The following is a 17,732-nucleotide window of genomic DNA, read 5'->3' on the forward strand; positions in this document are numbered from 1 at the left end:
CAGCAGCTCACCCTCGAGTTCACCTTCATCATCACCGCCGAGCACGCCGGCAAGACCGGCCATCAACGTCGATTTTCCGGCACCGGAAGCACCCAACAGCAACACACGCTCCCCCGGCTGTATGGTGAAGTCCACATGCCTTAACGCAAAATCCTTACGTGAGGCATGTCGCCATCCCCAATCGCGTGCGACCACCCCGGCTGCGGAAAACGATTTTTCTGCATCAGTACCCATGAATCGTTCTTTCATTCCTTTTGCATTTGGCGTTCGTAAGGCGAACACGCATCAAAGAAGTCCCGTATCCACCCACCGTGAATGCGATACGGGACTTCACAAACGAATCGTCAGACCAGAGTCTGCGCACGACCGGATTCGAAACGGTCAAGCACGCCTGTTTTGGCGATAGCCTGCTGCAGCAGATACATCAGGACTCCAGCCACCAAAGCGCCGGAAATAACGGAAGTGACGCAGTTGACGGCAATACGCAAGCCTGCCCAGGCGGGGTTTACGGTCCAGTTGTAGAGGAAGCATCCCAAACCGGCGAGGGTGCCGGAAATGGTGGCCGACAGCAAATCCCAACGCTTGTACGCGAAAATCGCAAAGCCGATTTCGGCAGTAAGACCTTGGCAGATGCCAATGATCAGGGAACCGCCGATGCCCCAGGGATTGCCCATGGCGAGTTCTATAGCGGCAGCAAGGGTTTCGGCGAACAGCGCAGCACCAGGCTTTCGCACAATAAGGGCGGCCAGAGGTCCTGCAAATAGCCAGATGCCGTTCAGTAGGCCTTCGAAGCCAGGCGTCACCGCTTCGAACAGCGTGATCGGAGCCGCGCAGATAACATCCCAGCCCCAGAAAATCACACCAGCTGCAACCGCGACGATGGCGGCCACAACGATATCAACGACTCGCCATTTGTTGTTGTGCTTCTTCACCGCGGAAGATTCATTTACGGTCATGAATGTGCCTTTCTTTATGTCAAGGCACGGGAAAAGAGAGACGTCCGTGCGCCGGCATTACCCGGTATACGTTCATACGGTCGAAGCGTTTGCTTCCTCTCAGCCATACGGCCCCCGTGTCTGCGCTTGATACTACACAAGGCACAAGATTTTCACAAGGGCTGTTTCATTTTCGCTTCGTTTCCGGCATAGAGCACGCTCGGATTTTTGCAATGGCCTGTCTTCACGGGTTTCCCTCCCGTACTGAATGCAGCACGGAAACACGGTTCCATAGAGTTTTACAGAGGTCTGCACATCAATGATTCAGCTAGGTTCCTGAATGTCTCGCCAATACCGTCGGCACGTAACGAGCCATCCTCATTCAGCACGGCCGGACGTCCGTCCTCACCAGTCTCCCGCAATTCCGGTTCCAGTGGAAGCTGAGCGAGCAAAGGAACGTCATAGCCGAGGCTTTCGGTCAGCTGTTCCGATACGCGCGTACCACCGCCTTCGCCGAAAATCCGCAGACGTTCACCCTTATGCTCGTAATAGCTCATGTTCTCTACGACGCCGCGCACTTTCATCGGCACCTGCAGCGCCACCAAGCCGGAGCGTACTGCGATGTCGGATGCGGACGGCTGCGGCGTGGTGATCACCACCAGTTCCGCATTTGGCAGGGCCTGGGCCACGGAAATCGCCATATCGCCGGTGCCCGGAGCCAAGTCAAGCAGAAGCACGTCGGGCTCGCCCCACCACACATCCGAAAGGAATTGTTCGAGCGAACGCTGCAGTCTCGGCCCTCTCCAAAGGATCGCACGATCGGCGCCCGCGAACATGCCGATGGAAATCAGTTTCACCCCCCAAGCGGTGACGGGCATGAGCATACCATTCAGATTGGTGGGTTGCGCATGCACGCCGAACAGTCGCGGCAGCGAGAACCCGTAGATGTCGGCGTCAATGGCGGCCGTATCATAACCGAGCGCCGCGAAAGTGGCGGCAAGATTCGCGGTGACGGACGATTTGCCGACACCGCCTTTGCCGGATGCTATGGCGAAAATACGGGTTTTGATGCCCGGCTTATTAAAGGGGTTCTGCTTGCGATCGGCTTTGAGACCTGCAACGAGTTGGGTGAGCTTGTCTTGGCTCATGGATCCGACTTCGATACGCGGCAGCAGCGTCGCATCCGGGTAGGATGCCACCGCTCCGTTGATTTGGTTGGTGATGGTCTGCGATAATGGGCAGCCTTCCACCGTCAGCTCGACTTCCACACGGACTTCGTAAGTGTTCGTTTTGCCTTCCACCGGTATCGCATCGATGGCTGCGATCATGCCCAGATCGGTCACGGACCGCCCCAGCTCGGGATCGATCACTTTGCTGAGTCGCTCATAGATGCGTGCTTCAATGGTACGCTCGTCGGTCATGGTTCCTCCTTTAACCGCGTACCAGACTAGCGTCTTGAGGCGCGGCATGCCAGAGCCTTCTTGCGATTATGTTGCCAGCTTGACGTTCCGACGTCACACCGTTCCGTTTTCCAGCAGTATTTTGAACTGGTCCTCGTTTAACATGGGAACGCCTAATTCCTCTGCCTTGGCGGCCTTGGCGCCGGCGTTTTCGCCAACGACCACCCAATCGGTTTTCTTGCTGACGGATCCTGAGGCTCTTCCACCGCGGGAGATAATCGCTTCTTTGGCGGAGTCACGCGAAAAATCAATCAACGAACCGGTGACGACCACTGTCTTGCCTTCAAGCGTCTGCGGTAGTGTACTGATTTCAGCCTGCTCCACGCCGACTCCAGCAGCCTTCCATGCTTCCAACACCGTGCCACGCCAATCGCCTGGTTCCTTGGCCGATGCGAACCACGTGACCACCGATTCCGCAATCTCCGGACCGATGCCGTCTATCTGAGACAGTTCGTCCACACTGGCGCGTTCGATGGCGTCAAGCGATCCGAACGCATTGGCGATAACACGTGCCGTGGGCGGGCCGAGGCGCCGGATCGACAGGGCTACAAGCACACGCCATAAGTCGGCGTGGCGTGCCTTGTCCATTTCGTCAAGCATTTTCCTTGTGTTTTCCGCAGGACGTATATATACCGGCTGCACGCTGGATGCTCCGGAACGAGATACCTTGGTTTCCTCTCGGACCACCATGGCATCCTCAGGCACGTCATATCCGGGATATTCCGCGGATTCATCGACTTCGTCCTTACGTTTTCTCGCCGATGTCGGAGTTGTCCAAAACGCCGGGACCTGATGCCATAGGCCTGATCCGCCGATACGTTTGCGCATTTTTTTCGGCTTACCGTTCTTGCCGACGGTTTCGTGGATTTCGATGATTGGCGCTTCTCGCCATACGCGAACATCCTGCAGGTCGGAGGCTGTCAGCGAGAACAGGCCGGCCTCACTGGACAACACCGGCGTTTGCCGGGCCGGCAGTTCCAGCCCTTCCACCGGCTCGTACGGTTCGGGCTCCTGCCCCGGTGCCACCACGATTTCGGTGATGTTCGGCGCGTAGGTCGCCACCGAATCGGGGCGATCCTCTTCCGGATTCGTCAACGCGATGGCCGATTGGTCACCCAGATGTTCGATATCGAACGCCTTTCTGGATGCCAGGTTGATGATGCGTTCGGTTAACTGTGCCGGGCAGGATTCCACGTTCGGACAGCGGATATCCTTGTCCCCCTCTTTGGCCGGAGCGAGTTGTGCCCCACAGCTCGGGCAATGCGAAGGCATCACGAAACGGCGCAGCTGGTCTTCGCACCCTTCCCTACGCTCCAACACTGGACCTACAAGTTCGGGAATCACATCGCCTGCCTTGCGCACCACAACGGTGTCGCCGATAAGCACGCCTTTACGTTCCACCTCGAACGGATTATGCAAAGTGGTTCTCGACACCGTTGAACCCGCAACATATACGGGCTTCAGAATGGCCACCGGCGTCACGCGGCCGGTACGCCCCACTTGCACGGTGATGTCGAGCAACTCCGTGTTGACTTCCTCCGGCGGATACTTGTAGGCGATGGCCCAACGTGGCGCACGCGAGGTCGCACCCAGCGACCGCTGCAACCCCAGATCGTCCACTTTCACGACGATGCCGTCGAGCGCATGCTCGATGTCACCGCGATGCTCACCGTAATAGTCGATCATGTCGAGGATTTGGCTGAATGTGGTGACTTCACGATTGTGCGGAGAGACCGGTATACCCCACTTCTTGTATAGCTCGTACGCCTCGGATTGGTTGTTGACGATATCGTGGCCGTCGCCTCGTTTGGCGCCCCATTGGAGCGTGCCGATACCATGCGCGTAGAAACTAAGCCTTCTGGTGGAGGTGATGCGCGGGTCCTTCTGACGCAGGCTTCCTGCGGCCGCGTTGCGCGGATTGGCGAAAGGCGCGCGTCCCGCATCCTCGCTTTCCCTGTTGAGCGTGTTGAAATCATCCCATCGCATGAAAACCTCGCCGCGAATCTCCACGAATTCAGGAATATCCTCCTCTGGCCCGGCAAGATTCTGTGGAATGGTGGAGATGGTGCGCACATTGAGTGTGATATCTTCGCCAGTCACACCGTCGCCTCTGGTCAGGCCCTGTTCAAGCACGCCATTATGGTAGATGAGATTGAGCGCAAGCCCGTCAATCTTCACTTCGCAGGTCATTGGCAGGGGCTTCGTGTCCGGCCAATCAAGACCTCGGATGACACTGTCATACCATTCGCGTAATTCCTCAAGCGAAAAGACATCGTCAAGACTCATCATGCGTGACGGGTGACGCACTGATGCGAAATCGTTGGAGAAGGTGCCCCCAACACGATGCGTCGGCGATTGCGTGGAGTCGAGGGATGGAAACTGCGCTTCCAAAGCCTGTAGGCAGCGCATTCTCGCATCGTAGGCCGCATCAGATGAGACCGGCGCATCATCGATATAGTATGCGATCTGATCGGATTCCACCCATGCTGCCACTCGCGCCCACAATCGTGCCGCGGCCTCGGCGCTCATCGATGAAACGTCGATCCTGTCCAGTCGCATGGCGTCCGCATCTGTCGGCTGCAATGCGGCGATCCACTGTTCGCTTCCCGGCGCATATGAGGCGGCTCCCTCGTCTGCCGACACGGGCGTCGACGTGCCCATGGCGCCGCCATCCGTTTCGGGAGCGTCAAAATCCCATGCGAGCTGTTCGGAATCGTCATGCCTTGTCATTGTCACTACCTTGTCAACATTGTTCGATGTGCTTTCAGTGCTGTCGGTCGGCGACGCTTCGAACAGTATCGCACAAATGTTCGACTAACGTGCCGTCGACGCTGAATTGTTCGCCCCGGATGGTGCCGGTCAGTTGTTCAACGACCTCAGGAACTGCATCTGCACCACATCGGCACCGTCGCGCTCCTCATCATCCATCCTTGAAGCGGCAACCGAAAGCGTACGTGCCGGCACGAACATGCCCTCGTCCACGCAGACTCGCGCGGCCTTGCGTACCAAGGATGCAACCTGTGTGTTGGGCCATACCGGCAGTCCAGCCTGCGTAAGCACATGCATGGCTTCCGACACATTGGTAGGCACCGGAATGCACTGCGACTGCGCACGTCCGATCAATTCCTGAAGCTCACCCTCCAACATGGCGATACGCGCCGGTGCGATCTCCTCGCTCATGATATATGCGGCGGCCGCGATGTCGAAGTGATCGCACATCCATTCCGCGTAGGCAAGCCTATAGTAGGCGAACGATGCGTCCTCACGGTCAAGTGCGACATGCAACGCGTTGAGGCAAGCCGCTCTGGCTGGATCCCAATCCTCGGAGCGTGCCAACTGCACCGCCAGTTTGAGGTGCGAGAGCGGATAGGCCGGCGCGTATCGCACCATCGCGTTGAGATGCGGCAGCGCGGCCTTGACGCCTTTGACCTGTGCGAGCACGTCGGCTAGTTCCATATGCGCATAGAACAGGTTGTCAGGGATAAGCACGGTACGTTCGCCTTCCGTGGCAAACATACGGTTATAGATGACACGTTCCGCATACGAGTTGAAATACCGTGGCACGCCCGGATTCGAAGCGAACAGCTGATCCATTCGTTCCAGCGCTGCTTCGACCAATTCCACGCTCTGATCGACCTGCCCGGAAAACAGCAGGTCCCTCGCCTTGATGCGTTCCGCATCGAGCTCGTCGGCCACGCGGAACGAGAAATCCGGCGTGTCCTTGCCATCAATAAGAGCGCTTGTCACTTGCGGAGCCAAGGCCGTTAACTCAGGGTCGGCGATGGCGTTGATGATGTCCATGGCCTGCTTCGCTTTGGCTACCGACTCCAGAAGGGGATCCTGCGCGATCCTATGGAATTCACCAACCGCGCGCTGCAGCAGGTCCACACGCTGGATGGACAGCCCCGACATGTCGCGGCAGCCGAACAGTTGCGCCGTATCATGGTCGAATGTGACATCGGAAAGCTCGGGCTCCTCTTGGCTTCCCGCCGGAGAGAAACGGCTGTCACGCAGGTTGAGCGCGGCATCCACTGGTTTCAATGCGCCAAGACCATCCACATCCATTTCCGCGTCGAACATGCGGTACGTACCTGTCGGGTCAGACAGTCCGCACTCACCTAACCGTTCCATGAACTCGCCTCTGGTAAAGGTGACCGTCACCAGATTGCGCACGGTCGGATTCTTGCGAAGCTGGCTCAACGGATCGTCGCCATCCCCGTCGAAATCGTTATAGCCAATCAAACCAGCATCAAGACCGTCATGCGTGAAATGCTCGGAATCGCCCTCCTCTCCGGTGGACTCGTTTGCAGCTTCGTCAGGAACCGCAAACGTCATCTCGTCGAAGTCGATATCCTTTATCAAATCCTCGAACTGTCTGTTCAGCGAATCGTCCGCATCATCACCGTCACCGCCATCGACACCCAAGTCAGCGGTTTTCGGCGTCACCGGCCGAGACGGATCCCCATGGAAATCGCCGTCTTTCGGATCGGCTTTGGATCCGGAAACGCCCATATCTCCGGTACGGATTCGTTCGAACGCGGCCAATGCCTCGCTCATCAGCTCGCTGATGGCGGAATCCTGCTCGACCACGGCCTCTTCCAAACCAATCGAATCGATATGCATCGATACGCGCTGGATGCCTGGATCGGCACCGAAACTCAACGCAGCCATCATCAGTCCGACACGCAGATTGTAGTCCGCGCTCATGCGAGCGCGTTCGGCGTCCGTCATATCCACCCATGCATGGCGTGCCGCATCGTATCTGGTGGACGGCATCATGGAAACGCCTGCGGAAGTGAAGCCGATCGCCATATTGCCGTCCTTGAGGCTGCATCGGAAATCCACGTCGAAACGGTACGGAAGGCGCATGCTGCGTAGCAGCCGAGACATTGTCTGGCGGTACACCCATTCCGAACCGCCTTCGCTGCCGAAGGCGACGCTGTCCGTGCCGACCGTCGTGTTTTCGGCAATGGAACGCCTGGTTTCCGAGGCAATGTCCACCAAACGCATGACGGCCTGCACGCCATCATCCTGTTGGGAGTCGAGGATTGCGCCGAATTCGTCATCCGGTTTCAATGCGATCAACGCCGGATTTTCCAGCAGCGCCATGTCGATCTGCGCCGCTTCGGCCCGTGTCACGGTGTCTTCCGTGGGGAGCTTGCCGATACGGGCGTTGCGTTCCAACCATGAGCTGACTGCGGCGAAACGGTTGAGATTGCCTTCGATGTTCAACGCACGCAACGATGCTGAGAACGGCAACGTGGAATCCCATGCGAAGAAGTAGCAGCCGGAATAGCTGGACGTGTACAGGTGCAGCGGTTCCGCGCCATGCACGGCCTCAAGGCCTTGGTCTTTGTCGAGCGCCCCGGCCTCGCGCATGAGGTCGGCGAAATAATCCTCGAGTCCGGAGGCGCGCATGCCGTGCGAGCGGGCACTCATCGTATCTCTGATGGATCGGCGGATCGCGCCCATAGGCGCTTCTCTGTTGAGTCTGCGGAAGATGTTGCCAGTGCCGAATCCTACGAGTAGTCCGTTCATTTGCGGCAGCATGTAGGCCGCGAAGAACGCGATGGTGATGGCGTCACGGTATTCCAGGTCGAATCGCATGGCTTCCGGCAGGTTGGCGCGCATCTGTTCGAGCGTGTAGCGGTTGCCGACTTTGAGCCAGGATGCGAGCCACATCATGCGTCCTCCGGGCATGCGCCCTACGACACCGCCTTGTGATGCGCGTACCATTTTTGGCGTGCCGTTCGCAGCATGCCCGAATCGTGGGCCGTCCGGCAGAGTGAGGGTCTCCTCTTTGACGAAGATGAAGCGTGGATCCAGTTCCTGCACGTCCATTTCGGGATCGGTGCCTGCGAAGACGCGCGCTTTGCTGTCGGCGAGCGCGATTTGTGCGAAGTGGTTGGTGTCGGTGAATAGGCCGATGGAGAAGGCTTTGCCTTGGGTTTGCGGTAGTTGTGCCCAGCCGAGTTGGAGTGTGTTTGGTACGCCTTCGAAGCCTTTGATGATGTGCCGTTTGATGAGTGGGTTGAGTTTGATGGCGTTGCGGGTGAGTTCGGCGACGATGTCGTCTGGCGTGTTGAGGGCTTTGCCGAAGGGGTTGGTGTCGGTGGTGTTGTGGGGGTGTTTGTTGTGGTTGATGAGTTGTCGTACCCCTTGCATGGCGTGGTTGAGCATGGTCCGTCCTTGGTGTGGATGGTGTGCTGATGGCGATGCTGGTGTGAGGTGTGACATGTGGGCTATTCTTTCAATTCAATGCGACATGCAGCCTTTAGAATAATATTTGTGGTTTTTTCGAAACAGCGTTTTCAGGCGCGTCATCGTGTGCGCGCAGCTATTGTAGTCGCTTTTGTTGTGGTGGCGTTGGTTGAGTGCGTGTTGTGTAATGTGCCTTTTTTCCAGTCGTTGGCGGCGTCGGGTGATTCGGCGGCTGCGTATAACACGTTGGGGCCGGGGCTTGAGCGTCGTGATGATGGGTTGTTGGAGGTTACTGATCCGACGCAGGCGTATTTGCAGGTGGCGGCGGATGGTTCGTCGGATTATGTGCGTGTTGTTCCTGTTTCTGATGAGGTGTTGCAGGGGGCTGAGCGGCAGGGTGAGCGCGTGTTGCGTACGGTGCGTGTGCGTCCTGATGCTGATCGTAGGGCGTGTGAGCTTACTTCGGTGTCGTTGGATTCGTCTCGTTCATTGTATGTGAGGGCTGCGGCTGGTCGTACGGTGCGTGTGCAGGTGGTGGAGCCGAAGGGGTCTTTGATTCCGTTTGAGGCGGTGCGTGCGAATGTGCGTGTGCCTTTTTCGGTGAGTCCGCTGCGTGTGGCGTTGTTGGTGTTGGTGATGGTGTTGGTGGCGTTGTGGCGTCCGGGTTCGCGCTTGTGGAAGGTGCCGTTGGATACGTCGAGTGTGCGTCAGCGGGTGGCGTTGGGCGTGTTGCTGACGGTTCCTGGGTTGGTGACTGCTGCGGTGGTGGTGTGGCAGTTGGTGTATGCCGTGCCGTTGAGCTTTCATACGGATGGCATGTATACGTATGATTACGATCAGTATGATCATGTGGCTCGGGCGTTGCTTGATGGTCATGCGTGGCTTGATTTGGATGTGCCCCAGGGGTTGCGTGATGCGGATGATCCGTATGATGTGGCGACCCGGCAGCAGTTGCTTGCCGATGGCGTGAGTCCTGTGTATTGGGATTATGCGTTTTTCAATGGACGTTGGTATTCGTATTTTGGTGTGGTGCCGGCGTTGCTGTTGTTTGTGCCGTATCGTGCAATAACGTCGTTGTGGGTTGATGGTGGTCTGATGATGCCGTCGGGCGCTGCGGTGCCGTTGCTGATGTTTGGTTTTTTGGTGTTCGCGTGCCTGTTGACGATTCGTGTGATCAAGCGTGTGCGTCCGCATGTTTCGGTGGCTGCGGTCAGCATGTTGTGCGTGTTTGTGTTGTTGGCGTCGAATGCTCCGTATTTGTGGTATCGGACGAATTTCTATTCGGTGCCGATCGCGGCGTCTTTGTTGTTGAGCACGTTGGGCTTGTGGCTATGGTTGGGAGCCGAACGTCCATCCACGGCCTACGCTGGCGAGGACGGCGAGGGGAATGCGGTCGGATTGTTATCGCTGCCTCGTTTGGCTGCCGGTTCGGTGTGCATTGCCGCAAATGTGGGTTGTCGTCCGTCGTTTGTGGTGGTGGCGTTCGCCGCGTTTCCTTTGTTCTGGCCGCAGATTCGTGCGATTGCCAAACAGTTGCGTGATGGCGTGTTCGCTTCCGGTAAGCATGGGCGTGCCTGCGCCATGTTGCATGCGTTGCGTGCGCCTTTGGCCGTGCTGGTATCCGCATTGGTTGTGGTGGTGCCGTTGTTCGCCTATAACATGGTGCGTTTCTCCTCGCCATTCGATTTCGGTTCGTCGTATCAGCTGACGGTCACGGATATGACGAGTTACCATCAATCGTGGTCGAATTTCATTTGGACGGTCGCATACTATCTGTTTTTGCCGTTGCGTTGGACGAATATGTTCCCGTTCCTTGCCGTCGAACCCGCCCCGTTGAAGGATTGGGGGTTCACGGAGGCGATGCCTGGAGGCTTGTTCGTCATGGCACCTCTCGCATTGGCTTCGCTGGCATGCCCATTCCTGCGCCGGCATATGCACGCTCGTGACCATGCCGTCATGTGGCGCACGCTGACGACATTCCTGCTGTTGGGTTTGCTGATTGTGGCGCTTGACGCGCGGCTGGGTGGTCTTGGATGGCGTTACATCGCCGATTTCGGTTGGCTGTTCGCCTTGGCTTCGTTGCCTCTGCTGCTCATTGCGCTGGATTGCGATCGTCCGCGGCTGCGCTGGCTGTTGCGCGTACTGGTGCTGGCGCTGCTGCTGTTCATGTTGGCGGTGACAGTGTTGTCGTTGTTCCTATATGGTCGCGACGACGAAATGATACGCAATGATCCCGGTTTGTTCCACGACGTGCAGTCGTGGTTCACCCTGATATGAGGCACGGCGTTTTCAGGGTTATTTCAGGGTTTTGTTACGATCCGTCCAATAAAATCGCCGGTTTGTTCCGAGTTTTGCGGATAACAGTGGTGTCGTAACTGTTCGCTATGAGATGAACCCTTGTTAGAGACATCAGTTATGCAATCGCTTCCACTTCTGTCGAACCATATGGTGGCGATGAACCGTCTCGGCAAGTTGGAGAAGATCTATGATCTTGGATCCGACTATATTCTGCACCACGATTACGCGATGGATTCCAATGGAGACATCGTGCTGTTGGCCACCGAGATAGGCCGCGATGACAATGCCGTGCAAGATCAGGTCATCAAGCTCAGCACCTCCACCGGCAGTGTGACGAGCTTGGTGGATTTCGGTGAACTGTTCGCCGACTATAAGGGCTCCACCACGCATGCGGGAACCGACGAGTCGGATTCGAGCGCCAAGAATCGTTGGGATTGGCTGCATTGCAACACCATCCAACTGTTGGATGATGGTTCCGCGTTGTTCTCCGCACGCGAAACGTCCACCATCATCAAGGTGGATGATATGGAATCGGATCCGACGCTCGACTATATGATCGGCGAGCCGTCCGTGTGGGCAGGCACCGATGAGGTCAGCAGCTTCCTGACGAAAAACGGAGATTTTTCCGATACCGGCGGACAGCATTCCATCACATACGTCGCCGATGATTCGCTGCCTGACGGCCAATATTACCTGTACATGTTCGACAATAATTTCGGCACTTCACTGACGCGTCCTGATTTTGACTGGACGGTGATTGACGGCATCTCGACCGAACTGTCTTCCGACACGGCGGAGTCGCAGTATCGCAAGTATCTGGTCGACGAGAATGCAGACACGTATACGGAAGTGTCATCGTTCGACGTGCCGTATTCACCGTATGTCAGTTCCGCACAGGAATTGGACAACGGCCAGATTCTCATCGATTCGGGCATGAAGGGCCTGTTCGGCCAGTACGACGAGGATGGCGATCTGTTGGCGCAGTTCCATATGACGTTGAACAGCGCATACATCTATCGCGTGTACAAGTACGATTTCTCGGGATTCTATTTCGCCTGACGCGTAGGCATTCGCGAATCTTGACGGGACTGGAATCTGAACTCCTTGTAGGGGTTTGGGTTTCTGTCCCCGTTTCGTATGTGGCGGGTTCGGCACGCCCGTAGAATGGGAGCATGGGTTTTTTCGATTCGTTGTTCTCATCCAAGCGTCCCGAAGTGGCGCATAATGTCACGTTCACGCTCGACCAGGCTGGCCACACGTATGAGGATGGCAATATCGGTTTGAAGCCGACGTCGTTGACGATCACTCCGGAAAGCAAGCGTGTGGCCGTGATTGGGTTGAATGGTTCTGGTAAGACCACGCTATTGCAGTTGTTGGATGGCACGTTGACAGCGACTTCCGGTTCGGTACGCATCGGTGCGAATGGCGTTGTATGCGATCCGTCGGTGAAGCGTGATCTGAAACGTATCGAGTCGATGATCGGTCGTGTTCGCCGCGAGGAGATTCCGAACAGTTATTACAAGGCGGATTCCATTCGTGATGCGATTGATGAGCCGTTGAAGAAGCATAAGGTGCCGGAAAGCGAACGTCAGGCGATTATCGGCAATCTGTTCGCGCATTTTGATTTGGCTGCGGTCGCGCGCGACCCTGCTTCCGCGTTGGATAGCGAGAAGCGCCATCTGCTGGCGATTGCTTCCGCATTGAGCTTCTCTCCCGCGGTGATTGTTGCCGACGAGCCGACTAAGGGTTTGGATGAGGTGGCGTCCGCGCATGTGGCGAAGGCCTTGTTCAGTTACGACAAGCAAGTGGTGTTCGCCACGCATGACACGGAACTGATCACACGTGCGGAATATGCGATCGACCGCACACTGGTGGTCGACGACCATCAGGTGGTGTTCGACGGTGATCCACATGAGGCTGTCGCCTTTTACACAGATCTCATCCGAGCCAAATACGAGGCTTCCAAAGCCTGATTCATATTCCGATCGATCGTATTGTCCGAATGGCGTCGTTGTGCCGCCTTTGGCGTTAATTGCGGAACAGCGGCACGGTTCAAGCGATCATTGTGTTGACGGTGTCAAGCACCACTTGCACATTATGTCGGAATTCGTTGGATTCCGGCAGTAGCGAAATCGCAAGATAGCCGTTCGACGTCATATCGAAGAAGTAGCCGGGTTGGCCTGAAATTCCATGGCGTTCGATCATGGCCAATACCAGCTCGTTCTCGTCAAGTACGCTCGGCACGCGCAACAGCACGTTCCATCCGCCCTCGGCACGCAATACACTGACCATGCCGTTTTCGTCGGCGTCCAGCATGGCATGCAATGCGGTGAGATTGGCTTGCACGCGGTTTTTTATGCGCGTAGTCTGTGCTGGAGCCGCCTGCAGCATGAGGGGAATCTGTTTGGCGATGATTTCGCTCATCGGCAGATAGTCGTCGGCGATCACGTCGAGCCGGCGCTTGGCTTCTTCCACCTCTCCTGCCGGGCCGGACACTTGGATCCAACCGACTTTGGCGTGCGGCGCGGCCAACGTTTTCGAAAACCCGTCCAATGCGAAAGTCAACGCACCCTTCTCTCCCGCAAGACGCGCGTTGCCGTCGAACGGTTCCAGATCGTAATCGTAGAACACTTCGTCGGCGATGATGGCTACCTCATGGTCGTGGCAAAGCCGCACGATGGCTTCACGTTCCGATGGTTTGACATATGAGCCAGTCGGATTATTGGGGTTAATGAGCACCAGTGCGCGGATACGTTCGCCTTCTTCACTTTCGAGTGCTTCGCGAAGCTCGGCCACGTCGATATACCAGGATCCGTCGAATCGCTGCTGGTATTCGATCATGTCGATGCATTCGAGTCGTGCAATCGATTCGATGAGCGGATAGCCGGGTTTCGGCGCGAGCACGGCATCGCCGGCATCGCACAGGAGCTTGATCAGCCACGAGTACGCTTCGGACGTTGAGCTCAGTATGTACAGGTCTTCGACGGCAACATCATTGCCTTGCCCTTGAAGGAATGCGGCCAGCGCTTCGCGCGCATACTGTTGGCCGCGTGGCTCGGCGCCGTATATGTCTGGCAGAAATTCCGGCGCGAGCGCATGCTTGGTTGGATTGGAGTCGTTGAGTTTGCCGAGCGTGATGCCGTTTGTTTTGGCTTCCGCTTCCGCTTTGGCGATGAAATTGGGCTCGCTGATATCGACTCTGGAGGAAAAACGCATGGTCTCCACCATACTCCTTGGGTTGCGCAAGTCGTTGCGTCAAGCAAGATGGTATGCTTTCGCCTCACAATCATTAATGAAATGGCGAGAGCCGCCCGACGATGAAATCGGACGGCTCTCGCTTATATGAAGGTTGGGAACCTTAATGGTTCACGGAATCACTTCTGCTTGGTGCTTGCGTAGTACGCGGCACCGATGATGCCAGCCTCATTGTGCAACTTGGCTGCAACGATCGGGGTCTTGATGTCGATGTACGGCAAGAACTTCTCGGACACGCGGGACACGCCGCCGCCGACGACGAACAGCTGCGGATCCAAGTAGAACTCCATCAGGGAATAGTACTTGGTCAGTCGCTTGGCCCACTTCTTGTAGCCCATATCAAGCTTTTCACGGATGGAGGATGCCGCATACTTTTCGGCGTCGCCCTTGCCCTTGAGCAGTTCCAGATGCCCAAGCTCGGTGTTCGGAATGAGTTCGCCGTTGAAGATCAGCGCAGTGCCGATACCGGTGCCCAGCGTGGTGGCGACAACCAGGCCGTCCTGGCCCTTGGCTGCGCCGAACTGCTGTTCGGCAAGGCCGGCTGCGTCAGCGTCGTTCACCACGGTGACCGGACGGCCGCAAGCTTCGGAGAACACTTCGGTGACATCCACGCCGACCCAGGACTGGTCCAGATTGGCCATGTAGCCGAGCTTCTCACCCACGTGGATCGGAGCCGGGAAGGCGATGCCAACCGGAGCGGATTCGGGAACCTCGAAATGCTCGAGCTGCTGGCGAACGATTTCACCAACGGCCTTCGGGGTGGAAACTTCCGGGGTAAGGATCTTCAGACGCGGTTCGGCAAACTCGCCCTTTTCGAGGTTAACCGGGGCTGCCTTAATGCCAGAGCCACCAATGTCAACGCCAAACGCCTGTGCAGTTTCAATCATCTTCGACCTCTCCTATCAAGGTACATAGTGGGTGTTATCGAACCGGTAAGCGCCATAGTAACTCGCCCCATGCCCCAAAACGCGCCGGAAAAGCACAAATGGTGAATACGATTGCATAATTTTTCGCAATGAAATGATTTATTCTGCAACTTTTTTTCTGCAAACGATTCGCCCCATGTCAATTCAACGCATCGACATGGGGCGAATAGTAAGAAAATGACCGTCTGAAAACGGTGCGACCCATCACTTGAGCGGCGGCATCGGCTTCCAATCCGGATCATGCAGCAGCTTGCGAGAATCCCACCAACCCTTGGCGATCTGCACCAAGCCGGTCTTCACATGCTCTCGGTCCACCATCACCAGACGGATGACTTCCTTGGCGGCGGTCAGCAGCGTACCCAGACCGAACATCAGCGGACGGTAATCGCCGAACGCCATGAAATAGCGCGCCATGTAGCCTCGGTTACGCATGATGTGGTAACGGTTCATGTCGGAGGTGGAGTTGAGCTGGCGTACGCCGGCGATATCCCAATTGCCGATTTCACGAGTGCGGCGCAGAATCACGTCGGGCACCACGATCGGGTTGGTGACTTTGCTGGCGCGATAGCCGTACATCGTGTCGTCCCAGTAGATGAAGAAACGCGGATCCGGCAAGCCGATCTGTTCGACGATGTTGCGGCGGAATAGCCCTCCTTCGAAACATAGGGTATCCATCACGCGGTAGCCGGGGCGTCCGAATGCGGCCGGAGCGATCGGATTGGGGATGCCGAGGGGAATGATGAAATCGTATTGCCAGTAGAACGGACCGCCATCATAGTCGTATCGACTGCCCTGGATCACATCATGACTGCCGGTCCACTTGGCGAGTCGTTCGATGGCTTCAGGCATCACGGCCACATCGTCGTCCATCACCCAGAACCATTCGGCTCCCAGCTCATATGCCTTCTTCACACCCGCGGAGAAGCCGCCTGCGCCGCCGAGGTTGTCGGATTGCGGCGCGTACACCACGCGACTTTCGTTGCCCGACTGGTCGGCGATGGTATTGCCCCACTGCGCGGTGACCGCTTCACGGAAATCGTCGACCATGCCTTGGGTCGTATCGCTGTGCTCGTTGTCCACGACGATGATGCGCCACGGCGCCACAGTGAGTTTTTCGATGGACTCGAACAGGGTGGCGAGCAGCTGCTGACGCTTGTACGTCACCACGACGATAGCCAGCTTTCCGATGGTGTTCTTCGCAACTTGCTTTTCAGTCATGCGTTCCATTCTTGCACTCGCCCTCAACCGAACATCGACGGCGTTCGCATCGTGCGGCACGATTCCATTCTGCGAACAGGTCCTTGCACATTTCGGGCGGCTTTGCCATAATGTACGGCGTAATGCAGGGGAACCCGTGTTTGTCGGGTTGAGATGGGCCAAGTGAGGTCTGAACCCTTTGAACCTGATGGCTAACACCAGCGTAGGGAGGCATGTCTAGTGACTGCTGTGACATCAAAAACCGATTTCGATTATGCGTTCGACGCCACCAAAGGCATCCAACGCAACAATCTTCCGCCGTTCGCGCAGCGCATGCGCAAGGCCGCTGACCTGGTTTGGGAGGAAGGCTACCAGCAGCCGTTCATCCGCGAGCTTGGCGAAGGTACACTGCAACGCGAACGTTTCGCCTTCTATCTGCTGCAGGATTTTCGTTATGTGAACGATTACGCCAGAGTGCACGCTCTGGGATTGGCTAAAACCACCGACCCTGAAATCATGGCGTTCATGCTCAAGGTGCAAAACGGCGCCCTGCAGGTGGAGACCGAAGTGCACCGTTCCTACTTGGCCAGCTATGGCATCACCGAAGAGCAGATGAACAATGTACGTCAGTCGGCCTTCGCGCGCGCCTACACGTCGAATATCCTTTCCATCGCCTACGGCAAGGACATTCTCGACATTCTTGTGGCCGTGCTGCCGTGCGCCTGGGTGTATGCGGATTATGGCTACCGTCTTGCCGCCGAGTTTGCCGACACGCTTGACGACAATCCGTACAAAAGCTGGGTCGACATGTATAAGACCGACGAATTCTGGCAGGATTCCGTATGGCTGCTCGATCATATCGAAAAGCTGGTAGCCGACGCGAGCGAGGAGCGCAAGCGCGAGCTGATTGACATTTTCGTGACCGGCGTGGAGAACGAGTACATGTTCTGGGCCAGCGCGTACGACATGCAGTACACGTGGAAGTCCGAATGGAATCAGGAGCGCTGACACCGCTCCATCGCATGTCTTCTTGACTTCCGATTGTTTATTTTCATTGCAATAGGGCGGATGCCTTCTGATTGGTTTTCAGAAAGCACCCGCCCTGTTATGTTTGGTCGCGTCAGTTTCCCGCTTTATTCGCGTACGAGACGAATATGCTCCACGTCATCGCGGTGGGAGCGGCGATAGAGCACGAAACGGTTGCCGATAACCTGCACGAGTTCCGCGTTCAGTTCTTCAGCCAATCCCTCGCCTGCTTCCTTAGCCGTCAGTCCGGATCCGTCGAGCACAGAGCATTTGATGAGCTCACGCTTTTCGATGGTCTCGTCCGCCTGCTTGATGGCGTTTTCGCTCAAATCGTTCTTGCCGACCTGGATGAGCGGATTGAGCTTGGTGGCCAGGCCGCGCAACTGCTTGACCTGCTTCTTGGTTAATGCCATAACTAATTCCATTCTTATCTG

General features: G+C 56.8%; 12 protein-coding genes, 1 pseudogene and 2 riboswitches. Of the genes and pseudogenes, 4 read left to right on the forward strand and 9 right to left on the reverse strand.

Annotated features, from left to right (window positions below; translation table 11 throughout):
• The 5 genes from CE153_RS03240 to CE153_RS03260 form a co-directional block, all read right to left on the reverse strand.
• Positions 1 to 249: ATP-binding cassette domain-containing protein (locus CE153_RS03240; RefSeq protein ID WP_442861963.1), on the reverse strand; the 249-nt coding region annotated here is incomplete at its 3' end.
• Between the two features lie 95 nt (positions 250 to 344).
• Positions 345 to 956 carry an ECF transporter S component gene (locus CE153_RS03245; RefSeq protein ID WP_099595108.1) on the reverse strand — a complete coding sequence of 204 codons (612 nt, stop codon included), beginning with the start codon at positions 954 to 956 and terminating at the stop codon, positions 345 to 347.
• Between the two features lie 25 nt (positions 957 to 981).
• A riboswitch (TPP riboswitch) is annotated at positions 982 to 1,084 on the reverse strand.
• 150 nt (positions 1,085 to 1,234) lie between these two features.
• The gene (locus CE153_RS03250; RefSeq protein WP_039198599.1) at positions 1,235 to 2,356 is read right to left on the reverse strand and encodes an Mrp/NBP35 family ATP-binding protein; all 1,122 of its coding nucleotides are present in this window, start codon (positions 2,354 to 2,356) and stop codon (positions 1,235 to 1,237) included.
• Between the two features lie 93 nt (positions 2,357 to 2,449).
• Positions 2,450 to 5,125, reverse strand: a complete 2,676-nt coding sequence (ligA, locus tag CE153_RS03255; protein ID WP_099595109.1) for an NAD-dependent DNA ligase LigA — start codon at positions 5,123 to 5,125, stop codon at positions 2,450 to 2,452.
• A gap of 129 nt (positions 5,126 to 5,254) precedes the next feature.
• Complete coding sequence (locus tag CE153_RS03260) at positions 5,255 to 8,560, reverse strand: tetratricopeptide repeat protein (protein WP_236824466.1); 3,306 nt, start codon at positions 8,558 to 8,560, stop codon at positions 5,255 to 5,257.
• 93 nt (positions 8,561 to 8,653) lie between these two features.
• On the opposite strand from CE153_RS03260, the gene CE153_RS03265 reads away from it, so the two are divergent.
• The 3 genes and pseudogenes from CE153_RS03265 to CE153_RS03275 all read left to right on the forward strand — a co-directional run bounded on the left by CE153_RS03265 (position 8,654) and on the right by CE153_RS03275 (position 12,867).
• Positions 8,654 to 10,873, forward strand: a complete 2,220-nt coding sequence (locus CE153_RS03265) for a hypothetical protein (RefSeq protein ID WP_236824445.1) — start codon at positions 8,654 to 8,656, stop codon at positions 10,871 to 10,873.
• A gap of 159 nt (positions 10,874 to 11,032) precedes the next feature.
• Positions 11,033 to 11,953 (forward strand): annotated as a pseudogene (locus CE153_RS03270) (aryl-sulfate sulfotransferase); the annotation flags it as partial.
• A 113-nt stretch (positions 11,954 to 12,066) separates the two neighbouring features.
• Positions 12,067 to 12,867: an ATP-binding cassette domain-containing protein gene (locus CE153_RS03275; RefSeq protein WP_099595111.1), complete on the forward strand. Its 801-nt coding sequence runs from the start codon at positions 12,067 to 12,069 to the stop codon at positions 12,865 to 12,867.
• Positions 12,868 to 12,946: 79 nt separating this feature from the next.
• Here the strand turns inward: CE153_RS03275 and CE153_RS03280 are convergent, their stop codons facing one another.
• The 3 genes from CE153_RS03280 to CE153_RS03290 form a co-directional block, all read right to left on the reverse strand.
• Positions 12,947 to 14,110, reverse strand: a complete 1,164-nt coding sequence (locus tag CE153_RS03280) for a pyridoxal phosphate-dependent aminotransferase (protein ID WP_099595304.1) — start codon at positions 14,108 to 14,110, stop codon at positions 12,947 to 12,949.
• A gap of 158 nt (positions 14,111 to 14,268) precedes the next feature.
• Complete coding sequence (gene ppgK / locus CE153_RS03285) at positions 14,269 to 15,036, reverse strand: polyphosphate--glucose phosphotransferase (RefSeq protein WP_003834570.1); 768 nt, start codon at positions 15,034 to 15,036, stop codon at positions 14,269 to 14,271.
• Between the two features lie 243 nt (positions 15,037 to 15,279).
• Positions 15,280 to 16,293 carry a glycosyltransferase family 2 protein gene (locus CE153_RS03290; protein WP_099595112.1) on the reverse strand — a complete coding sequence of 338 codons (1,014 nt, stop codon included), beginning with the start codon at positions 16,291 to 16,293 and terminating at the stop codon, positions 15,280 to 15,282.
• Positions 16,294 to 16,409: 116 nt separating this feature from the next.
• Positions 16,410 to 16,520, forward strand: a riboswitch (TPP riboswitch).
• 85 nt (positions 16,521 to 16,605) lie between these two features.
• Here CE153_RS03290 and tenA point away from each other — a divergent pair.
• Complete coding sequence (tenA, locus tag CE153_RS03295; protein WP_236824467.1) at positions 16,606 to 17,280, forward strand: thiaminase II; 675 nt, start codon at positions 16,606 to 16,608, stop codon at positions 17,278 to 17,280.
• A 125-nt stretch (positions 17,281 to 17,405) separates the two neighbouring features.
• Here the strand turns inward: tenA and CE153_RS03300 are convergent, their stop codons facing one another.
• A complete protein-coding gene (locus tag CE153_RS03300) occupies positions 17,406 to 17,711 on the reverse strand; it encodes a YhbY family RNA-binding protein (RefSeq protein WP_022245108.1) in 306 nt (101 codons plus the stop codon).
• Positions 17,712 to 17,732 lie beyond the last annotated feature (21 nt).

The sequence above is a fragment of the Bifidobacterium sp. N4G05 genome, assembly GCF_002742445.1.
Lineage (GTDB): Bacteria > Actinomycetota > Actinomycetes > Actinomycetales > Bifidobacteriaceae > Bifidobacterium > Bifidobacterium hominis.

Bases quoted from the DNA above. Each gene is read 5' to 3' on its own strand.
- CE153_RS03275 (WP_099595111.1), top strand. From the start codon at position 12,067: ATGGGTTTTTTCGATTCGTTGTTCTCATCCAAGCGTCCCGAAGTGGCG.
- CE153_RS03290 (WP_099595112.1), bottom strand. From the start codon at position 16,293: ATGACTGAAAAGCAAGTTGCGAAGAACACCATCGGAAAGCTGGCTATC.
- tenA (WP_236824467.1), top strand. From the start codon at position 16,606: ATGCGCAAGGCCGCTGACCTGGTTTGGGAGGAAGGCTACCAGCAGCCG.
- CE153_RS03300 (WP_022245108.1), bottom strand. From the start codon at position 17,711: ATGGCATTAACCAAGAAGCAGGTCAAGCAGTTGCGCGGCCTGGCCACC.
- CE153_RS03265 (WP_236824445.1), top strand. From the start codon at position 8,654: ATGCGACATGCAGCCTTTAGAATAATATTTGTGGTTTTTTCGAAACAG.
- ppgK (WP_003834570.1), bottom strand. From the start codon at position 15,036: ATGATTGAAACTGCACAGGCGTTTGGCGTTGACATTGGTGGCTCTGGC.
- CE153_RS03250 (WP_039198599.1), bottom strand. From the start codon at position 2,356: ATGACCGACGAGCGTACCATTGAAGCACGCATCTATGAGCGACTCAGC.
- CE153_RS03260 (WP_236824466.1), bottom strand. From the start codon at position 8,560: ATGCAAGGGGTACGACAACTCATCAACCACAACAAACACCCCCACAAC.
- CE153_RS03280 (WP_099595304.1), bottom strand. From the start codon at position 14,110: ATGCGTTTTTCCTCCAGAGTCGATATCAGCGAGCCCAATTTCATCGCC.
- ligA (WP_099595109.1), bottom strand. From the start codon at position 5,125: ATGACAAGGCATGACGATTCCGAACAGCTCGCATGGGATTTTGACGCT.
- CE153_RS03245 (WP_099595108.1), bottom strand. From the start codon at position 956: ATGACCGTAAATGAATCTTCCGCGGTGAAGAAGCACAACAACAAATGG.